This is a genomic window from Bradyrhizobium sp. STM 3557, assembly GCF_045571465.1.
Taxonomy (GTDB): Bacteria; Pseudomonadota; Alphaproteobacteria; order Rhizobiales; family Xanthobacteraceae; genus Bradyrhizobium.
The window spans coordinates 1,838,122-1,856,729 of the sequence record NZ_CP120697.1 but is presented as its reverse complement, the minus strand read 5'-3'; the positions used below and the strand labels follow the sequence as shown (position 1 = coordinate 1,856,729).

At 65.7% G+C, this 18,608-nt stretch carries 17 protein-coding genes; 9 read left to right on the top strand and 8 right to left on the bottom strand.

The window, feature by feature from the left end; genetic code table 11:
* Positions 1–78 precede the first annotated feature (78 nt).
* The gene (locus tag P6U24_RS08435) at positions 79–1,302 is read left to right on the top strand and encodes an MFS transporter (RefSeq protein ID WP_407160395.1); all 1,224 of its coding nucleotides are present in this window, start codon (positions 79–81) and stop codon (positions 1,300–1,302) included.
* Here the strand turns inward: P6U24_RS08435 and P6U24_RS08430 are convergent, their stop codons facing one another.
* From P6U24_RS08430 to P6U24_RS08420, 3 genes are read right to left on the bottom strand one after another with little or no spacing between them, the layout of a single operon-like run.
* Positions 1,303–1,875 (bottom strand): peroxidase-related enzyme, encoded by a 573-nt coding sequence (locus tag P6U24_RS08430; protein WP_407158677.1) that lies wholly within the window; start codon positions 1,873–1,875, stop codon positions 1,303–1,305.
* Complete coding sequence (locus P6U24_RS08425; protein WP_407158676.1) at positions 1,872–2,357, bottom strand: CMD domain-containing protein; 486 nt, start codon at positions 2,355–2,357, stop codon at positions 1,872–1,874. Before P6U24_RS08425 ends, P6U24_RS08430 begins: the two co-directional genes overlap by 4 nt.
* Positions 2,354–3,517: a PLP-dependent cysteine synthase family protein gene (locus P6U24_RS08420; protein ID WP_407160394.1), complete on the bottom strand. Its 1,164-nt coding sequence runs from the start codon at positions 3,515–3,517 to the stop codon at positions 2,354–2,356. The genes P6U24_RS08425 and P6U24_RS08420 overlap by 4 nt, the downstream gene beginning before the upstream one ends.
* 128 nt (positions 3,518–3,645) lie before the next feature.
* Here P6U24_RS08420 and P6U24_RS08415 point away from each other — a divergent pair, with 128 nt between their 5' ends.
* The 5 genes from P6U24_RS08415 (at position 3,646) to P6U24_RS08395 (ending at position 9,076) form a co-directional block, all read left to right on the top strand.
* A complete protein-coding gene (locus P6U24_RS08415) occupies positions 3,646–4,623 on the top strand; it encodes a LysR family transcriptional regulator (protein WP_407158675.1) in 978 nt (325 codons plus the stop codon).
* Complete coding sequence (locus P6U24_RS08410; RefSeq protein WP_407158674.1) at positions 4,624–6,102, top strand: NAD(P)-binding domain-containing protein; 1,479 nt, start codon at positions 4,624–4,626, stop codon at positions 6,100–6,102. It abuts the gene before it with no gap.
* A 38-nt stretch (positions 6,103–6,140) separates the two neighbouring features.
* Positions 6,141–7,412, top strand: coding sequence for a citrate-proton symporter (locus P6U24_RS08405; RefSeq protein ID WP_407158673.1), 1,272 nt, complete (start codon positions 6,141–6,143; stop codon positions 7,410–7,412).
* A gap of 845 nt (positions 7,413–8,257) precedes the next feature.
* Positions 8,258–8,644, top strand: a complete 387-nt coding sequence (locus tag P6U24_RS08400) for an MAPEG family protein (protein WP_407158672.1) — start codon at positions 8,258–8,260, stop codon at positions 8,642–8,644.
* Between the two features lie 168 nt (positions 8,645–8,812).
* On the top strand, positions 8,813–9,076 hold the full coding sequence (locus P6U24_RS08395; protein WP_407160821.1) for a hypothetical protein: 264 nt from the start codon (positions 8,813–8,815) through the stop codon (positions 9,074–9,076).
* Between the two features lie 160 nt (positions 9,077–9,236).
* On the opposite strand, the gene P6U24_RS08390 is transcribed toward P6U24_RS08395, so the two are convergent.
* Positions 9,237–10,040, bottom strand: a complete 804-nt coding sequence (locus P6U24_RS08390; RefSeq protein ID WP_407158671.1) for an MBL fold metallo-hydrolase — start codon at positions 10,038–10,040, stop codon at positions 9,237–9,239.
* A 122-nt stretch (positions 10,041–10,162) separates the two neighbouring features.
* Here P6U24_RS08390 and P6U24_RS08385 point away from each other — a divergent pair, with 122 nt between their 5' ends.
* Positions 10,163–11,281, top strand: a complete 1,119-nt coding sequence (locus P6U24_RS08385; RefSeq protein ID WP_407158670.1) for a ring-opening amidohydrolase — start codon at positions 10,163–10,165, stop codon at positions 11,279–11,281.
* 483 nt (positions 11,282–11,764) lie between these two features.
* Here P6U24_RS08385 and P6U24_RS08380 read toward each other — a convergent pair whose 3' ends face one another.
* Positions 11,765–13,252 (bottom strand): aldehyde dehydrogenase family protein, encoded by a 1,488-nt coding sequence (locus P6U24_RS08380; protein ID WP_407160393.1) that lies wholly within the window; start codon positions 13,250–13,252, stop codon positions 11,765–11,767.
* 113 nt (positions 13,253–13,365) lie between these two features.
* Between P6U24_RS08380 and P6U24_RS08375 the strand changes: the two genes are divergently transcribed.
* A complete protein-coding gene (locus P6U24_RS08375) occupies positions 13,366–14,451 on the top strand; it encodes a substrate-binding domain-containing protein (RefSeq protein WP_407158669.1) in 1,086 nt (361 codons plus the stop codon).
* Between the two features lie 265 nt (positions 14,452–14,716).
* Complete coding sequence (locus P6U24_RS08370) at positions 14,717–15,349, top strand: LysE family translocator (RefSeq protein ID WP_407158668.1); 633 nt, start codon at positions 14,717–14,719, stop codon at positions 15,347–15,349.
* Positions 15,350–15,410: 61 nt separating this feature from the next.
* On the opposite strand, the gene P6U24_RS08365 is transcribed toward P6U24_RS08370, so the two are convergent.
* The 3 genes from P6U24_RS08365 to P6U24_RS08355 all read right to left on the bottom strand — a co-directional run bounded on the left by P6U24_RS08365 (position 15,411) and on the right by P6U24_RS08355 (position 18,441).
* On the bottom strand, positions 15,411–16,250 hold the full coding sequence (locus P6U24_RS08365) for a substrate-binding domain-containing protein (RefSeq protein ID WP_407158667.1): 840 nt from the start codon (positions 16,248–16,250) through the stop codon (positions 15,411–15,413).
* A gap of 21 nt (positions 16,251–16,271) precedes the next feature.
* Positions 16,272–18,026 carry a cytochrome c biogenesis protein DipZ gene (locus P6U24_RS08360; protein ID WP_407158666.1) on the bottom strand — a complete coding sequence of 585 codons (1,755 nt, stop codon included), beginning with the start codon at positions 18,024–18,026 and terminating at the stop codon, positions 16,272–16,274.
* A gap of 142 nt (positions 18,027–18,168) precedes the next feature.
* The gene (locus tag P6U24_RS08355; RefSeq protein WP_407158665.1) at positions 18,169–18,441 is read right to left on the bottom strand and encodes a hypothetical protein; all 273 of its coding nucleotides are present in this window, start codon (positions 18,439–18,441) and stop codon (positions 18,169–18,171) included.
* Between the last annotated feature and the right edge of the window lie 167 nt (positions 18,442–18,608).

Here is an 18,608-nt window from a genome sequence, read left to right as displayed (position 1 = left end):
CGCGGTGCCCTGAAGGGCTGTGCAAAGATGCAGACAATGCAGACCCGCGCGGCCGGTCGTGGCGGAGCGCCTGACGTGATGTTCTCGCCGCTTTCCGGTTGGACGCGCGAGCAAAAACATGTTGTCGCCGCAACTTTCCTCGGCTGGACGCTGGACGCGTTCGATTTCTTCCTGCTCGTCTTCGTGCTGAAGGATATCGCAGCCGAATTCCAGACCGAGATCTCCACCGTCACCTATGCGATCCTGCTGACGCTCGCGATGCGGCCGGTCGGCGCCTTCATCTTCGGGCGGGCCGCCGATCGCTGGGGCCGCCGGCCGACCTTGATGGTCAATGTGTTGCTCTATTCGGCGCTCGAATTCGCCTCCGGCTTCGCGCCGAGCCTGACCGCGCTGATCGTGCTGCGCGCGCTCTATGGCATCGCGATGGGCGGCGAATGGGGCGTCGGCGCCTCACTGGCGATGGAGTCCATCCCGCCGCATGCCCGCGGCTTCGTCTCCGGCCTGCTGCAATCCGGCTATCCAACAGGCTATTTCCTCGCCTCGATCGTCTACGGCGTGCTGTTCCAGTATATCGGCTGGCGCGGCATGTTCATGGTCGGCATCATTCCGGCCCTGCTCGTGTTCTACATCCGCCGCACCGTGCCGGAATCGCCGGCCTTCGAGCGCAGCCGCCTCGCCGAGCGATCGGGCACACTGCAATTGCTCCAATCGCATTGGCGGCTCGGCATCTATGCCGTGGTGCTGATGACGGCGTTCAACTTCTTCAGCCATGGCACCCAGGACATCTATCCGACCTTCCTGGAGGTCCAGCACAAGCTCGGCACACACGCCGTCAGCCTGATCGCGATCGTCTACAATATCGGCGCGATCTGCGGCGGCATCCTGTTCGGCGTGATGTCCGAGCGCTTCGGCCGGCGCTTCTGCATTGTCGCAGCCGCGATCCTGTCGCTTGCCGTCATCCCGCTCTGGGCGTTTGCGGAGAGCATCGTCTGGCTCGCCGCAGGCGCATTCCTGATGCAGTTCATGGTGCAGGGCGCCTGGGGCGTCATTCCCGTGCATCTCAACGAGCTGTCGCCACCTGATGCGCGCGGCACCTTTCCTGGATTCGTCTACCAGCTCGGCAATCTGATCGCCTCCGTCAACGCGCCGCTGCAGGCCGGCATCGCGGCGCATTTCGGCGGCAACTATGCGCTGGCGCTCGCTGCCGTCGCCGGCACCGTGGCGATCGTGATTGTCGTCCTCACCGCGCTCGGCCGCGAAGCCCGCGGCATCGACTTCGCGCCGGCAGCGGCAAGTCCCTGATCATGCGATCGGCTCGCCGAGGGTGTGCATCAGCCGGTTGGCCCAGCCAAAGATCGCTGCGGACAGCACCAGATCAAGCTGCTCCAGTTCGCTCAGTCCCGCATCCCTGAGCGCCTGCGCATCGCAGGCATCAGCCTCGATCGGCGTGGTCGAGAGTTTTGCGGCGAAATCGAACAGCGCCTGGTTGCGCGGCTCGAGCTTGGCCGCGCGCTCGTCGGTGAAGATCGCAGCGATGATGTCCTCGCGCTTGGTATGATTGATGAAGCGCGAGGCATGGACCGCGACGCAATAGATACAGCGGTTGACGATCGAGGCGCCGATCGCCCCTAGCTCGCGCTCCGCTGGCGGCAGGCCGTCCTTGCCGTACATGATCAGGTTGAACAGCGGCGAGCGCACCTCGAGCGATTCCGGATCATGCGCCAGGGTTCGCACATAGGGCGAGGCGCCGGTGTTCGACGGTGTCACCTTCATCGCGGCAAGCTGCTCGGGCGTAGCAGTCGCAAGCTCGACCGGCGCCACATAGGGCGACCAGGTCGGCACGTTGGCGGTGAAACTGTGAATCGGCTGGCTCATTGCACGTCCTTCAGCAGCTTGAGGCCGGCGATCACGCGCAGCTGATAGTTGACGAAAGCCGCAAGTTCGGAGAGGCGGACGATGTCCGGCTCGCTGATGCCGACTGCCCTCAAGGCTTCGATGTCGCCCTTCGTCGCCTTGCGCGGCGCAAGCGTCAACAGATCGGCATGGCGCGCCATCGCGTCCTGACGCGGCTCACCGCATGTCCCTCCCGGCTGCGCCAGGACAGCGACATCCGCATCTTCGGAATGCGCAAGATAGACGTCGTAATGAGCAGCCGCCGCGTCGTTGCCGACATGGCGGCACATCCGCGCCGCGAGCGCCGCACGCAGTGCGTGGCTCAAGCCGCCGGGCTCGCGCGGCACCAGCACCGCGTCATGCGCGGCTTCGCTCAGCCGCATCACCTCGGCGCGCGTCTTCAGAGCTGCGCTGAGCTTGGAGCCGGCCGGCACGCCGGCGAGGGTTTCGATCAGCGTGGTCAAGCGGCACCTCGTGACAGCAAGGGATTGTCGGCGTCATCGATGACAAGATCGAGCGGCTCGCCGCGCTCCAGGAACGCAGTCAGTGCAGCCTCGTAGGGCGCCGGATCGAGGCCGCGCGCGGCAAGCCAGTCCGGCGCATAATAGCTCTGGCGATAGCGCTCGCCGGAATCGCAGATCAGCGTCACCAGCGATCCGGTCTCGCCTCGCTCACGCATCTCGGCCGCCAGCCGGCACAGCGCCAGGAAGTTCGTGCCGGTCGAGCCGCCGACGGCGCGGCGCAGCCGCCGCGACAGCACGTTCATCGCTGCGATCGAGGCTGCGTCCGGCGCCTTCATCATGCGGTCGACGACTCCAGGCATGAAGGACGGCTCGCAGCGCGGCCGCCCGACCCCCTCGATCAGCGAGGGGCGCTCGCAGACCTGCGTGCAATCGCCTTTGCAGAACGCGTCGAAGAACGCGGAATGCTCGACATCGGCGACGCACAGCCTGCTCGGGAAACGACGATAGCGCAGATAGCGCCCGATGGTGGCGGACGTGCCGCCGGTGCCGGCGCCCATCACAATCCACACCGGCAGCGGATGGCGCTCGCCGGCGAGCTGGCTGAAGATCGACTCGGCGATGTTGTTGTTGCCGCGCCAGTCGGTCGCCCGCTCGGCAAAGGTGAACTGATCCATGTAGTGACCGCCGAGCCGCGTGGCGAGCGCGGCGGCCTCCGCATAGAGCGCCCGGCCGTCGTCGATCAAATGGCACTTGCCGCCATAATGTTCGATCGCAGCGATCTTCTCGGCCGAGGTGGTGCGCGGCATCACCGCATAGAACGGCACGCCGATCATCTGCGCGAAATAGGCCTCCGACACGGCCGTCGATCCCGAGGACGCCTCGATCACCGGCGTGCCCTCGCGGATATGCCCGTTGCACAGCGCATAGAGGAACAGCGAGCGCGCCAGCCGGTGCTTGAGGCTGCCGGTCGGGTGAGTCGACTCGTCTTTCAGATAGATGTCGATGCCGGGAAGCGCAGGCACGATCAGCCGGATCAGGTGCGTGTCGGCGGTGCGGCACTGGTCGGCCTCGATGGCCGCCACGGCCTCGTCGACCCAGCCGCGCCGGTAGCGCGGCGCGGACGCGCAGGTCTGGACAAAGGCAGTCGGTCCGATCGGCATGAGGGCAAAAGGATCATAATTCATTTTGCGCATCAAGTTTAATCCGTCATTCTACTGATGAATGATACGGCAGGACGAGACGAAACTTTATGCTTTCGGCAAATGCATATTGATGGATAATCCAGCTTATGCATGATGAGGTGATCGATATCAGGCTGCTCGAAGCCTTTGCCGCGGTGATGTCGGCCGGCAGCATCACCGGCGCGGCGAAGCTGCTCGGCCGCTCGCAGCCGGTGGTAACGCGGCAGATCCAGGATCTCGAGGCTGACGTCGGCTATCTCTTGTTCTCGCGCAACGGCCCGCGCATCAGCCCGACGCCGAAGGGCATCCTGTTCCACGCCGAGGTCGAGCGGCTGCTGCGCGGGCTGAAGCACATTCGCGAGCGCGCGGACGCGATCGGCGCCGGCGCCCTGCCCGTGCTCAGCCTCGCTGCGATCCCTGCGCTCGCCGCCGGCATCGTGCCGGTCGCACTCGCCACTGTCGACCGCGGCCTGATGCCGAGCCAGGTCCATGTCCAGGCGCTGTCGGCGGAGAACGTTGTCCAGTCGGTGCTGGCGCAATCGGTCGATTTCGGCCTCGCCAGCCTGCCGGTTCAGCATCCCGGCCTCGACATCCAATGGGTCTGCGAGGTGCCGTGCGTCGCGTGCCTGGCCGCCGATCATCCGCTGGCAAAGAAGAAGGTGATCCGGCTCAAGGATCTCAACGGTCGCCGCCTGCTGACCATGGCCAATCCGTATCGGCTGCGGCGGCGGGTCGAGACCGCGCTGGAGCGCGCGGGCGTCGCGCCGACCGAGCTGATAGACACAAACGCCTCGCTGACCGCGATTGCGATGGCCAAGCAGTCGCTTGGCATCGCCATCGTCGAGCCCGTCTTGACCGCCAGCCTGCAGCTGGACGGCGTCGTGACGCGCCGCCTCGACGCGACGATCCCGTTCCTGTTCGCCGCGATCTCGCCTGCGGGCCGCGAACTGACTCCAACTGTCGCCGCACTGAACGATGCGCTGCGCGCAGCGATCACGCTGATGCCGGGCGCCAAGCTGCATGAGGGCGCCGCCGCGCTCGACGATTTCACCGATCATGCCGACCAGTTCGAGAGCACCGAGTAGATGATAGCGATGACGCCCGACGCCGCCGGCCTTGCGGCCCTCGAGGAGCGCCTGCGCCAGGATCTCGCCTGGCTGGAATGGCCGGCGAAATCCTGGGTGCCGCGCCGCGTCGTCGACGGACAGGACGTGATCGACGTCGTCATCATAGGCGCCGGCATGGCCGGCCTCACCGCCTCCGGCCTCTTCAAACGCATGGGCGTCGACAACCACCTGGTGCTCGATCGCGCCGCGGCCGGCCGCGAGGGGCCGTGGGTCACCTACGCCCGCATGCGAACCCTGCGCTCGCCGAAGGAATTGACCGGTCCGGCGATTGGCCTGCCGGCGCTGACCTTCCGCGCCTTCTACGAAGCGCAGTTCGGCAGGGAGGCGTGGCAGAAGCTCGACCGCGCGCCGCGCACGCTGTGGATGGATTACCTCATCTGGTACCGCAAGGTGCTGAACCTGCCCGTTCGCAACGAGGTCAGCGTCACCGCCATTCATGGGCGGTCTGACGACCTGCTCGCGCTCGACATCGCCGAAGGCGGCGCGCCGCGGCGCCTGCTGGCGCGCCATGTCGTGCTGGCCACCGGCCGCGACGGTCTCGGCGGCCCCTCCGTGCCCGATATCGCTGAGAAGATCGATCGCCGGTTCTGGGCCCATACCGCCGAACCCATCGAATTTGCTGCGCTCGCTGGCAAGCGCGTGGCCGTGGTTGGCGCCGGTGCATCCGCCATGGACAACGCCGCGACCGCACTGGAGGCGGGAGCTGGCCGGCTCGACCTGTTCATCCGCCGCGCGGACATTCCGCGCGTCAACAAGTTCACCGGCATCGGCAGCCAGGGCGTCGTGCACGGCTTTGCGGGCCTGCCAGACGAATGGAAGTGGCACTTCCTCGACCACACCCTCAAGGCTCAGACACCGCCGCCCCGGCCGAGCGTGCTGCGCGTCTCGGCGTTTCCGCAGGCGCATTTTCACCTCGCAAGCCCAATAACCGATCTCGGCATGGACGGTGAGCAGATCGTCGTGACCACGCCCAAGGGCCGCTACGCGACCGACTTCATCATCTTCGGCACCGGCTTCAAGGTCGACCTCGCGCTGCGGCCGGAGCTCGCCGCGTTCGCGCCTCACATCCGGCTGTGGCGCGATCGCTTCGTAGCGCCGCACGGCATGGACAATGTCGAGCTCGAGACCTCGCCCGATCTCGGCGAGGCCTTCGAATTCCTGGAGAAGGTGCCCGGCACCTGCCCCGCGCTGGCGCGCCTGCACTGTTTCAACTATCCGGCGACGATGAGCCACGGCAAGCTCTCCGGCGACATTCCCGCGATCAGCGAAGGCGCCGACCGGCTGGCGCGCGGCATCGTCCGCCGCCTGTTCGTCGAGGATCGCGCGCGCCATTTCGAGAACCTCAAGGCGTTTGCAACGCCCGAGATCCTTGGCGACGAATGGACCGATGCCGACGCAGAGCCGGCGCACGCATCTCATCTCGGCATTCCCTCATAGACATTCTCAACTCATTCGCTTCCACGGGGCATTCGCACATGCAGACGACGAACAGGACGGCCATCGTGGCGGCAATCGCCGGCAATGCGATGGAGTGGTACGATTTCACGGTGTTCGCGCTGATGACCCCCGTCATCAAGAACCTGTTCTTCCCGGTCGATCCCAGAGTGCCCGGCAGCGAGATCAATGCGCTGCTGCTCACCACCGCGCTGTTCGGCACCGGCTTCTTCATGCGGCCGGTGGGCGGCATCGTGCTCGGTTATTTCGGCGACATCCGGGGACGGAAGGCGGCAATGACGCTCGGCATGGCGCTGATGGCGCTGTCGGTCGCGCTGCTCGCGCTGACACCGACCTACGCCACCGCGGGAATCGCCGCGCCGCTCATCGTGCTGCTCGCTCGCCTGCTGCAGGGTTTTTCGGTCGGCGGCGAGTTCGGCACCTCGACGGCCTACCTGATCGAGGCGGCACCGCCCGGTCGCACCGGCTTTTACGGCTCCTGGCAGATTGCCGGACAGTTGATGGCCAATGTGCTGGGCGCCGTGCTCGGCGCCATGCTGACGCTCACCTTCACCCAGGACCAGCTCAATGCCGGCGCCTGGCGCATCCCGTTCATCGTCGGCCTCATCATCGTGCCGATCCTGTTCGTGATGCGCGCCCGCATCGTCGAGCCCGAGGCATCGCGGCAGGCCCGCGCCTCCGCCCACAAGGAGCGCTTCGGCGCCGCGCTGGCCTATCCCGGCCGCAACTATCTGGTCGGCATGGGCATGGTGGTCGCGAGCGCGGTCTCCTTCTACGTCACCTTCGGCTATACGGTCACCTACGCCAAGGAGGTGCTGAAGCTGCCGCTGATGGAGAGCTTCCTGGTGCAGATGATCGCGGCGATCGTGATGGTGATCGTTGTGCCGCTTGCCGGTGCCGCCGCCGACCGCTATCCGCGCAAGCCGCTGCTGCTTATCTCGCTGATCGGCTATTTCGTGCTGCTGTACCCGCTCTATGCCTGGGTGATCGCCGCGCCGTCGATCGGCAAGCTCCTGGTCTGCCAGGTCGTGATCGGCTTTTTCGGCGCCTGCTTCCTCGGCGTCTACTGCACCACTTTGGTCGAGCTGTTTCCGGTGCGCATCCGCTCGACCTCGCTGTCGATCGTCAACAACGTCGCAGTCCTGATCTCCGGTGGCTTCGCGCAGTTCTTCGTCACCTGGCTGATCGCGCTGACCGGCTCGGCGCTGGCGCCGATCTATTATGTGATGATCGGCGTCGGGCTCGGGCTGATCTCGGTGATCGCGATGCGCGGCGAGACGGTAGAGGTGTGAGCTGCACGGAACGCTCTGCCGTCATTACGAGCCAACGGGTCCGCGCGAACGCGCGGCCCGATGACAGGCTCCGCGACATGTCCGCCATAGCCCGAAGGGCGACGGCGGAAGCAATCCAGCCTTGCGGTCACTTCACCCTGGATTGCTTCGTCGCCTTGCTCCTCGCAATGACGGCTGAGGCTGGTTCCTATTCGAATGTCAAATAACTGAGGACAGACGATCGCATCCTCGCGGCATGATCTGCCCGAGCTTTGCGAACGCGGCCGCCCTCGAATGAGCAGAGGGCGCAGGGAAGGCCGGGTGCAGGCCGCACCCATGCTCCGCGTGCAACAAGAAAGCACGCGGCAGAACCACTGGTACGAGCCGAACAACCGGCCTTCCCTGCGCGGCGGTTTTAACGCTTATACGTGCTCTCCTCGAGGACCGGCGTTCTTGCCCCCGTGTCGCGACAACGCGCGAGGCGCGTTGCGCTGGGCATCAGCAACGGGATGCCAGGACCACACGATTTCGCCGTCCGCATCATGCCGTTCGTCCGCGTGTGAAGCACACGCTGCGACATGACACGTCCACCGCATCTACGGCCCAACGTTCGTGACGATCGCGAAGCGCCCCTCTTGGCCGGGCCGAGACGGGCGGAAATGTGCAGCTGATTTGCCCGACGACGCAAGCTTATTCTTTTTATCCGAAGGGCTGGACAGGCTTTGCAAACCACGCCCGTCGGGCAAATCGGTCCCTCGCGGCAGCGCCGGTCTGGCGCTCGAACAAACAGGTTGAGCCGGGCTGGCCTATGGCCGGTCGAACCTGCTAGCTTGCAGTGATCATCGTTTGACCGGGGGGCCGTATCGATGAACATCGCCGTTGTCTGCACCGTCGTGCTCGGCCTGTTGCTGTTCGGGCTCGGTCTCAACGTCTCGGTGACGCGCAAGCGCTACGCCAAAGGCATCGGTCATGATCTGGGGGCCGACGACCCGGTGCACCATGCGGTACGTGCGCACGGCAACACCGCCGAGTACGCGCCTTTCCTGGCCGCGCTATTCCTATGGTACGCGGCGCGTGGCGCCCCCGTCTGGATCAACGTCACGATCGTGATCGCCACACTGGCCCGCCTGCTGATTGCCGCCGGCCTGTTGTGGGGTGGCCCGCTCAATCTGGCCAATCCACTTCGCTTCATCGGCGCATTGGTCACCTACCTTGCGGGGCTGGTGCTTACGGTGTCGCTGCTCGCGGCCTGAGAGCGAGCCGCGGAAGCACGCGTCGCACCGTGTGGAGCGACAGTTCGCAATCCGTACAGACTATTCCGCGTCAGCGTAGTCCACACGCGATCGAGCGCCCGGCAGATCGCTTCGCTCATCGACAACCAGTCATGCAACTGGGGCGTTTGTCCCGGGAGGTCGTGACCTATGCCCACAGGCCGTAGTCCCGACGATAGTCAGCCAATACTGCCGCTCTATGTCGAAGAGCTCGGCGTCAGCGACCATGCCGCGATCTTGCAAATGGTCCGGCATGGCCTTCGGCGCGACCTTCTTCACCGCAGCGCCGGCGGCTATGTCGGCGGCCATATCGGCGAGGTCGGTGTTCCTGGTGACCTGCGGCTGATGGCGTGTAGTGCGATCGGCAATGTCGTTGTCGCGAGAGGGGTGAAGAGAGGGCTAGCGGCGGTATGACTGCGGTAGCCCGCATGAGCACAGCGACGTGCGGGTACCCTTTCGGTGATCCCGGATATCGCTATCGCTCATCCGGGCTACGCAGGCAACGACCGACGGCCGCGGAGTATGGCGCAAGGCCGGGACGACAGTGGAATTCGGAGCTTCGGCCCAGGGCACCTCACGCGATCGCGGCGAGATAGCGCTTCACTGACGACTCGAATGCTGCCTTCGCATCCGATTCGATGTTGCGCTCCCACCAGGCACCGTAGACGCGATCGAAGCCGAGCGGTGCTGTCACATCGGCAATGCGGCGCACGGCGGCGGCGCCGAGCGGGATGTAGTTCGGATAGGAATACATGAAGCTGACGTGGCGGCGATCCATCGCCACCATGGCGATGTCGCCGACCAGCAGCGCGCCCTTGCCCTCCGCACCCTTGCGCCAATGCAGCACGGACGCGCCGGGGAAATGCCCGCCGGTCCGATGCAGCCGGATGTCGTCGGAGATCTGCAAGCTGTCGCCGGTCCAGGGCACGATGGAAGGGTGTGGCCGCGTGACGAAGGCACGGTCCTCGCCGTGCAGATAGGCCGGCACGCCGCCGAACGCCTCGCTCCAATCGGCCACCGCCCCATAGTAATGCGGATGCGAGATCGCGATCGCCTTCAAGCCGCCGAGCGCACGCAGGTGGGCGATCGCCTCGTCCGTCGCGAGCGGCACGCAATCCCACATCACGCAGCCGTCGGGCTCACGCACCAGCAATGCGCGCTGGCCGATCGCAAAGCTCGGCTCGACCTGCAGGCCGGTCAACCCGAGATCGTCGCGCCAGATCAGCCTGTGCCGCTGCGACATCTCTTCGCGGCTGAGGAAGCTCTGCCCGCTCCAGTTCACGAACTGCCGCTCGTCCTCGCAGATCAGGCAGGCAGTCGGCGGATGGGCGGCGTCGGGAAACTGCGCGCCGCATTGGGAGCAGGACCAGAGAGGCATGGCAACGCACCTGATAAGAGACCAGAGACTTCAGCCGCCTCAGCCTATCACGGTCATGCCCTGCATTGCACCGCCTCGGCATCGTCGCATAACCTCAACTGCCGCCACTCCAGAGGTTGCTCATGCCTTCCATGTTCCGCCGCGCTTATGTCCACCGCCTGCCGATGCGCAGCCCCGACGACACCGGCGCGCTGGTGGCGGCGATCGGCCGCGGCGACATCGACCCCAAGGGCATCGTCGCGATTCTCGGCAAGACCGAGGGCAATGGCTGCGTCAACGATTTCACCCGCGCTTTTGCGGTCCGCGCGTTGCAGCAGGCGCTCGCGGCGCATATCGACCCGAAAGCCGTGGGAGAGATCGCGATGGTGATGTCGGGCGGCACCGAGGGCGCGCTGTCGCCGCACATGATCGTGTTCGAGACGCGGCAGGCCACGGAGGGTGATGCAGATGGGCCGTTCGCGACATCGCTCGCGCTGGGACGGGCGCGTACGCCGGTGCTGGCAAGCGAGCATCTCGGCCGCATCGCGCAGGTCGAGCAGGTTGCCGAGGGCGTTCGCGCCGCGATGGCAGATGCCGGGATCGCCGATCCCAACGACGTCCATTATGTGCAGGTGAAATGCCCGCTGCTGACGATGGAGCGCATCGAGGCAGCGGAAGCGCACGGCGCCCGCACCGTGGTGCGTGACACGCTGAAATCGATGGGATTCTCGCGCGGAGCTTCGGCACTTGGCGTTGGCGTCGCACTTGGCGAGATATCGCCAGGGCAGCTCTCCGACGAGATGATCTGCCGGGATTATTCCGTCCATTGCGGACGCGCCGCGACCTCTGGCGGTGTCGAGCTGCTTGATCACGAGATCATGGTCGCCGGCATGTCGAGCGCGTGGCGCGGGCCGCTCGCGATCGATCATGCCGTGATGGGTGACGCGATCGATATCGAGCCGGCGCGGTTGGCGCTCGCGCGGCTGGGGCTGCCGATCGCCGGACAGGTGCCGGCAGCCGAACGCGGCCGCATTGCTGCGGTGCTGGCGAAGGCGGAAGCCGCGCAATCGGGCCAAGTGCGCAGGCGCCGCCATACCATGCTCGACGACAGCGACATCTCTTCCACGCGCCACGCCCGCGCCTTTGTCGGCGGCGCGCTCGCCGGCCTGTTCGGCTTCACCGACCTGTTCGTCTCCGGCGGTGCCGAGCACCAGGGCCCCGACGGCGGCGGCCCGATCGCGATCATCGTGTCGCGCGCGTAAGCCCGGCGCTCGACGTCGCCTGGCGTGCGGCGCCTGCGGGCAAATGAAAAACGACGGACGAATTGACATTCGTCAATGCGAGGAGCGTAAGCTCCGAAGCAATCCAGTCTTAGTTCGTGCGAGATTCTGGATTGCTTCCGCCGTCGCCCTTCGGGCTATGGCGGACACGTCGCTTCGCTCGCAAAGACGCGCCACTAAGCCGGCGTTAACGGGTGCAGTCTTGTAGCCCGGGTGAGCGGAGCGACACCCGGGGGGTCACGGGCACAGGCCCCGGGTATCGCTTCGCTCACCCGGGCTACATCCTTCGCGTATGAACCGTCTCGTCGTTGCGAGGAGCGTCAGCGACGAAGCAATCCAGAATCTTTGCGCGGCCCTGGATTGCTTCCGCCGTCGCCCTTCGGCTATGGCGGACACGTCGCGGAGCCTGTCATCGGGCCGCGCGTTCGCGCGGACCCGTTGGCTCGCAATGACAGAGATTGCGGGTCACACGTTGAGATTCATCCACACCGCCTTCGGCTCGGTAAAATTCTCCAGCGCTGCGGTGCCGTGCTCGCGGCCAAGGCCGGAGTCGCGCTCGCCGCCCCAGGGCAGCCGCACATCGGTGTAGCCATAGGTGTTGATCCATACCGTACCGGCGCGCGCCCGTTTGGCGAAACGCTGCACGCGGCCCATGTCGCGGCTCCAGACGCCGGCAGCCAAGCTGTAGGCCGTGCCGTTGGCGATCCGCAGCGCGTCAGCTTCATCCTTGAACTTGATGACGCTGACGACGGGGCCAAAAATCTCCTCCTGCGAGATCCGCATCTCGTGCTTGACGCCGGCGAACACCGTCGGGCTGATGAAGTAGCCGCGACCGCCGACGCGTTCGCCGCCGGTCACCAGCGAAGCGCCCTCTTTCTGCCCGATGTCGATGTAGTCGAGGATGCTGCGCATCTGCTTCTCGGAGATGACGGGACCAAGCGACGTGCCGCGATCGAGCGTGTCGCCGATGCGCAAGCTTTGCGCCCGGTCGGCGAGCCGCTCGACCACCGCGTCATAGACGCCCTCCTGCACCAGGACGCGCGAGCCGGCCGAGCAGACCTGGCCAGCGTTGAAGAAGATGCCGGCCGCTGCAGCTTTCGCCGCCGCATCGAGGTCTGCATCGTTGAAGATCACGTTGGCCGACTTGCCGCCGAGCTCCAGCGAGACGCGTTTGAAGTTGCCCGCTGCGCCCTTCATGATGCCGCGGCCGACGCCGGGCGATCCGGTGAAGGTCACCTTGTCCACGTCTGGGTGGTTGACCAGCGCATCGCCGACCACGCGTCCGGGGCCAGTCACGATATTGAGCACGCCCGCCGGCAGGCCGGCCTGAATCGCGAGCTCGCCGATCCGCAGCGCCGACAGCGAGGTCAGCTCGGCCGGCTTCATCACCACCGTGCAGCCGCAGGCCAGCGCCGGCGCCAGCTTCCACATCCCGATCATCAGCGGGAAATTCCACGGCACGATCGCGGCGACCACGCCGACCGGCTCTCGCACCGTGTAGGTCAGCGCATCGTCGCGCGTCGTGACGACGTCGCCACTGATCTTGTCGGCCCAGCCGGCGTAGTAAGTGAGCGTATCGATCGCGGCCGGGAAGTCCTGTCGCAAGGTGGCGGCGATCGGCTTGCCGGCGTCGAGGCTTTCGAGCTCGACGATCTCCTCGGCATGGTCGCGCAGCAGCTGCGCCCATCGCAAGAGGATCTGTCCGCGCTCGGACGCGCGCATCGTGCGCCAGGGTCCCTCGAAGGCGCGCCGGGCGGCGGCAACCGCGCGATCCACATCCTCGGCACCACCTTCGGCCACGGTGGCGATGACCTGCTCGGTCGCGGGATTGAGCGATTTGAAGCTGCGCCCTGATACCGACGGCACATGCCGGCCATCAATCAGAAGTTTCAACGGCTTGGCGAGCCAGGCTTCGGCGGCCGATTGCCGGTCATAATCATATGCAGTCGACATCATATTTCCTCCGTATCTTGTATGCCAAGATAGAAGGAAATGTTTGACCGTAAATATGATATCTTCTGCCTATCCTCGCGCGAGATATGAACTCGCCTTCATAAGGAACACAGATGCTGCGGATCGAGATCGAACCTGTCTGGCGCTTTCACAGGGATGGCCATCCGCAGAGCATCGTGGTGATGCTCGGCGTGCTCAGCGAGATCAGGAAGACCGGCAAGATCACCTCTGCCGCCAGCGACGCCCACCTCTCCTATCGCCATGTCTGGAATCTGATCGAGCAATGGTCCGCGTTCTTCGGCGTGCCGCTTGTGGAGACCCAGCGCGGCAAGGGCTCGCGTCTGTCCGCCTTTGGCGAGAAGCTGGTGTGGGCCGGGGAGCGCATGCAGGCCCGGCTCGGCCCACAGCTCGAGAATCTGGCGCAGGAGCTTGCCACCGAGATCAAGCCGTTCCTGCAGCAGCGCCCTTCCGTGATCCGCGTGCATGCGAGCCACGGCTTTGCGGTGGCGAAGCTGCGCGAGCTCTTGGATCGCGAACCCGGCATCGGCGTCGATCTTCGCTATGTCTCGAGCCAGCATTCGCTGGTGTCGCTGGCGCAAGGCGCCTGCGATCTCTCGGGCCTGCATCTGCCGCGCGGCGAATTACGCGCGCAAGGCATCAAGGCGTGCCGCGAATGGCTCGATCCGAAGCAGGATCGCGTGATTAGCTTCGTGACCCGCGAGATGGGGTTGATGGTCAAGCGCGGCAATCCACTCGGCATCAACGGACTTGCCGATCTCGCCACCAGCAAGGCGCGCTTCGTCAACCGCGATCATGATTCCGGCACGCGCATCCTGTTCGACCAGTTGCTCGCGCTGCACGGCATCGATGCTACCGACATCAAGGGCGCGCAGCAGATCGAATTCACCCACGCCGCCGTGGCCGCCTATGTCGCCAGCGACATGGCGGATGCGAGTTTCGGCGTCGAGGCCGCCGCCCGGCAGTTCGGGCTCGATTTCATCCGCATCCTCACCGAGGATTATTTCTTCGTCTGCCGGCAGACGTTTCTCGAGACCGAGCCCATGCGCCGCGTGATTGCGTTGATGAAGGGCGCCGAATTCCACCAGGCGATCGCGGCGCTGCCGGGTTATCAGCCGGCCGAGACCGGATCGGTACACACGGTGCGCGCGTTTCTCGATCGGCTCGACGCCGCGGTGTAAGGCGCGCAGCCGGCAATCGGATTGTTACTTTCGTAACTGAGACATCCGGGGTTCTCCGACTTGTGAGTATCTGCGGCAGGCCGACTCACGCAAAGCTTGGTCCGGAGCGCGCTACGACCCCCGCGACGATCCGCAGGAGCCACCGCGTGGAGGCGGATGCGAATTGCCGTACGTGTCTCTATTGCGGTGTGACATTGAAGCCGCTTTGCCATATTGCACCATCAATGTCCGGCGCGCGGCCGGCGCTATCGACTTGGAGGATGAAGTGAGCACTGCCGTCGTTCTTGTTGCGATCCTGGGCTCGTTGCTGCTTGGCGTGATCTCGCCCGGGCCGAGCTTCGTGATGGTGGCGCATACCTCGATCGCCCGGTCGCGGCGCCACGGCGTGGCGTCGGCGCTCGGGATGGGCGTCGGCGGCGTGGCGTTTGCATCACTGGCGCTGGTCGGCCTGCAGGCCCTGCTGATGCAGGTCACGTGGCTCTATCTGATCCTCAAGATCGTCGGTGGCGCCTATCTGATCTATATCGCCGTCCGACTGTGGCAGGGCGCACCGCGTCCGTTCGCGATCGCGCCCGCAACCTCGATGGCGCCGTCAAGCGTCGCGCGCACGTTCTGGCTCGGCCTTGCCACGCAGATCAGCAATCCCAAGGCCGCGATTGTCTATGGCAGCGTGTTCGCCGCCCTGCTGCCGCCCGCCCCGCCGTTCTGGTTGCTCGCCCTGCTTCCGCCGCTGATCTTCGCACTGGAGGCCGGATGGTACGTGATCGTCGCCATCATCTTCTCGTCGGATCGGCCGCGCAGCGCCTATCTGCGCTCGAAGTCCTGGATCGACCGCGCCGTCAGCGGTGTGATGGCCGGGCTCGGCGTTCGGCTGCTGGTGGATGCCGCCGGGCGCTGACGCACGGCCAAGAGGCTGCACAAGCCGGCTCCCCTTCAGCCGACTTGTGGCGAGCCAGCACTCATTGCTCGCCCGGGACTATCCTTGCAAGGCCGTTTCGCGCAAGGATGTCCTGCCCCTTGTCCGAGAGCAGGAACAGCGCAAGACGCGCGGCGGCCGGATTGTCCGTGAGCAGCGCCAGCCCATAGGTCGCGACGACGTCGATCTCCGGCGGCAATCGCGATACTTCCAGTCCCGGCACTTCGCTGAGGATCTGCTCGTCGCCGCTGCAGTATGACAGCAGGATGTCCGCCTGATCGGCGAGGAAGATGCTGGCGGGGGGCGTGTGGCCGTCGATCGGCGCCATGGCGGTCGGACCGCCGATCAGCCGCAAAGCCTTCCGGCTGAGCGCAGCTTCGGCGCCGGCGCGGACCTTTTCGGCACGCTTGAACACGGCAAAAGCGTAGTCGCCGCCGGGGTCGATGCCCGGCGTGGATGTCGCCAGCCGCATATTGGGATCGAGCATCTTGTCGATCGCATTGGCCTGCGTGAGACCGACGGCGTCGCGGCTGATCAGACAGAGATTGTTGCGCGCGAACGGGATCACGAGCGTCTTCGGCCTCTGTGCGGCCAGCCTACGCGGATGCTCCATGTTGGCCGAAAGATAGAGATCCGCGGCTTCCCCTCTCTCGATCCGCTCGCGCAAGCCGCCGGAAGGACCGAACGTGGGATCGGCAATATCCGTTGCACCGAAGCCCGCGACCCTGATCGCCTGCGTGAGCGGCGCAACCAGGCTTCCCGCCGCGTAGACATGCGCAGGGATGCGGGCAGGCTGCGCCTGAGCGGGCGCGAGAGCGATCAGGACGAAACACGCGGGGATGACGGACAGCAGTTGTTTCGCAGCGTGGACCTTCAGTTGCACCGAAACGCAAACGGCATCAGCTCAGCCGAACGTGAAGGCGTAGGCCTGCACGCCGCGATCCAGGAACTGGATTTCGAAGGTGTGGTCCGCCACGCGGCCGGTGTCGCGAATGAGCTGATAAAGCCGCTGGCCGGTGACGCTGCCCTCGCCATTGGCGTCGACATCCATGCCATGGGCAGCGGCTGGCGGCTTGCCGTCAATGGCCACGCGAAACCGGATCGGCTGTCCCTCCTCGGCCGGCCCGAGCACCAGATGCAGGTCGCGTGCGTGGAAGCGATAGACGATCTTGCCGTCCGGCTCGTTCAAGGTCGCGCGTTCCGGACCGATGGTCCAGTTGCCGACAAGCGACCAGTCGTTCAGCTGCAGTTCGCCGGCGGCATAGGTGTGAGCGGCATCCTGCACGATGCCGCCGGGCGATCCGAACCGGTTGCTGCGATCGTAGCCGAGATAGGTCTCCGGCGATTTGACGTCGGCCGCGACGGACGGCGCCTCCGCGCCCGACGCATTCACCGCGACCATGCCGCCGGGAACGTCACGCTGACCGGCCTGGCTAAGCAGCTTCTGGATGACCCGCTCGGACTCCGCGTAGTCGCCCTCGCCGAAATGGTGATGGCGGATATTGCCGCTGGCATCGACGAAATAATGCGCCGGCCAATATTCGTTCTCGAACGCCTGCCAGATCTTGTAGTCGTTGTCGACCGCGACCGGATAGTCGATCTTGAAGGTCGAAATCGCCTTGCGCACGTTGCCGACATCGCGCTCGAACGCGAATTCGGGCGCATGCACGCCAATCACGACCAGCCCGTGATCGCGATATTTCTGCGCCCACGCGCGCACATAGGGAATGGAGCGCAGGCAGTTGATGCAGGAATAGGTCCAGAAGTCGACCACGACCACCTTGCCCTTCAGGCTCTCGGTCGAGAGCGGCGCCGAGTTCAGCCATTGCACGGCACCATCGAGCGGCGGCATCGGGCCTTCCGACTGCAGGTCGGCATCTGCGGCTCCGGACGCCGCCGGCTCCGCCGATCCCCCGGTCATCGCGACCGAGTTCTGGCGCGGATGCAGCCGGTCGAGCAGGCCCTGCTCGATCGCATTCGTCCCAGTCAGCGAGAGATTGGTCAGGACGCCGGTGTCGAGGCCGAGCGCGATCGCCGCGATCGCGACCAGCACCGCCGCGCCCAGCCCGCGCCTGATCCATTCACCCAGGCCGATCGAGCGCTTCATCGCCGCGAACACCCGCCCGCCCACGACGAGCGCCAGTGCCAATGATGTCGCGGCGCCCGCGGCATAGGTCAGGAGCAGCAAGGTCGTCGTCGCGTTCGCGCCCTTCAGCGCCGCGCCCGTTAGGATCAGCCCGAGAATGGGACCGGCGCACGGCGCCCACAGGAAACCTGTGGCCACGCCGAGGACGAGCGGCACGAGGAGCGAACCATCGGTTTTTCCATCGCCAACCTGCGAGAGGCGCGCGCCGACGCGGACCAGCGGCGCCATCGCGCGATCGGCGAGAGCGGGAAACAACAGCGTCAGCCCGAACAGGGCCAGCAGGATCAGGGCTGCGATCCGGCCGTATTGATTGGCCGACACCACCCAGCCGCCGGCGACCGACGCGAACGAGGCGACCACCGCGAACGCGAGCGCCATGCCGGCCAGCATCGGCAGGCCATTGCTCAGGAACGGCCGGTCCGCCCGCGCCAGAACGAACGGGATGACCGGCAGGATGCAGGGGCTGACGATGGTCAGCACACCGCCCAGATAAGCGAGCAGGAACAGGATCATGGGACGGGCCGTCGATCTCTGGTATGAGGCTCGACCATTATAGGAGGATTGGGCCGCAATTGTTACGCCGCGAGCGGGAAAGGTCACGCAGCATTATTGCCTCACGTATGTGACCGCCTCTCCCCTTGCAGGGCGGATTATGTCACGTCACCAACGCCAGCCAGCGGTCGGTCGCGGCAATCGCCGCGGCCCACAACGGGCCGGCCGGCTGACCACGATGCAACGCCTTGCCGACCTCGCAGATCGCAAGAAACGCGCTGGAGCGCGCCTCCTCGACCTCGATCGGCTGGTCGCCACTGTCGCTGCGCACGAGGCCAATGAGGCTGTTGAGGATCGGCAACGCGGCATCGGGCGTTTCGGCCTGCGCCGCCTGCAACGCCGCGTGCACCTGCCTTGCCTTCTCCGCTTCCGTCACGCCGTCCTCTTGCCTGATCGGCCTTCGATGCAAACCGCCGATGGCCCACAATTAGCAAGCGAATGAGGGCGGAGCAACGCGGAGGATGAGAAGCGCTCGGCATGCATCGCACCGATCTTCTCATCGTCGCGCGCAAGGCAGATTGTCGCAGCGCCACGGCCTTCTCC